The organism is Mesorhizobium sp. M7A.F.Ca.CA.002.15.2.1 (assembly GCF_003998715.1).
GTDB classification, from domain to species: Bacteria; Pseudomonadota; Alphaproteobacteria; order Rhizobiales; family Rhizobiaceae; genus Mesorhizobium; species Mesorhizobium ciceri.
Genome location: NZ_RZPI01001081.1, coordinates 1 through 1,059, shown reverse-complemented (window position 1 = coordinate 1,059; position 1,059 = coordinate 1). Strand labels below are relative to the sequence as shown.

The 1,059-nt window shown below is 65.5% G+C and carries 2 protein-coding genes; one reads left to right on the top strand and one right to left on the bottom strand.

From position 1 onward, the window contains the following. Positions 1 to 485, top strand: a 485-nt coding sequence (locus ENZ74_RS32760; RefSeq protein ID WP_127313334.1) for a TIGR01459 family HAD-type hydrolase, incomplete at its 5' end; no start/stop codon positions are given. On the opposite strand, the gene ENZ74_RS32755 is transcribed toward ENZ74_RS32760, so the two are convergent. Next, positions 472 to 1,059, bottom strand: a 588-nt coding sequence (locus ENZ74_RS32755; protein ID WP_281059763.1) for a sugar-binding domain-containing protein, incomplete at its 5' end; no start/stop codon positions are given. The two genes, ENZ74_RS32760 and ENZ74_RS32755, sit on opposite strands and share 14 nt — an antisense overlap.

Genomic DNA, 1,059 nt, shown 5'->3' with positions numbered 1-1,059 from the left:
AAGGCCTGCCATTTGCGCTGACCGGGTCCGGCGATGAGGCCGAGCTGGTGCTGATCGCGGCCAGCGAGGGTGACCGCTTTGACCTTGACCATTATCGCAGGCTGTTCGCGCCGGCGGCGGAGCGGCGGGTGCCGTGTTTCTGCACCAATCCCGACATCATCATGCTGACGGCCGTTGGCCCTCGCTTCGGCGCCGGCCGGCTGGCCGATCTCTACGAAAGCCTGGGCGGCAGCGTTACCCGCATCGGCAAGCCCGACACGGCGATTTTCGACGCCGCGCTGGCGCTGGCCGGCGAGCCGGACCGTGGCACCGTGGTCTGCGTCGGCGACAGCGTCGAACACGACATATCGGGGGGAAACAGCACCGGCATCGCCACCGCGCTGGTGCTGAGCGGAATACTGGCGGACACACCGGATCTCGCCGCTGTTTTCGACGAACAGCAGGCCTGGCCGGACTACATCATGGACAGCTTCAGCTTCCGCTGACCGCTTCCAGCATGCGCCGCGCGCTCTCCTCGTCGGTGATCAGGATGGTTGGGGCGATGAGGGTCATGGCGCCGAGCAGCGCTTCGGTTTTCTCCTCGCCACCGGAGGTGAGGATGCGGATCGGTGCCTTGCGCAGACGGTCGACATCCACCGACATCACGTGGCTGTTGACGGGGTGGTCGACCAGATCGCCGTTGCGGTCGAAGAAATGGAACAGGAGGTCACCCACGGCGCCACGCGCAAGCAGGGCCTCCCGATCCGCCTCCTTGAGGAAGCCACCACGAGAGAAGGTGGTGGCCGAGGCGATCCCGCCGACGCTCAGCAGAACGGCATCGAGCACGTCGGCCATTTCGAAAATCTCCTGCAGGCCGCAGCGCTCGATCAGGGCGATCTTGGTCTCGACGCTGTCGACCACGGCTGGTGTCGGCATCAGATAGCCGTCGCCCTGGAATATCTGAGCGAAGCGCCAGGCGAACTCGGCTGGGTTGACCCGGCGCACGACGCCGACACCGCCAAGCAGCGAAATCACCTTGAAGTCGGTGAGCGACTTGGCGCTGATGAAAGGCAGGCTCGA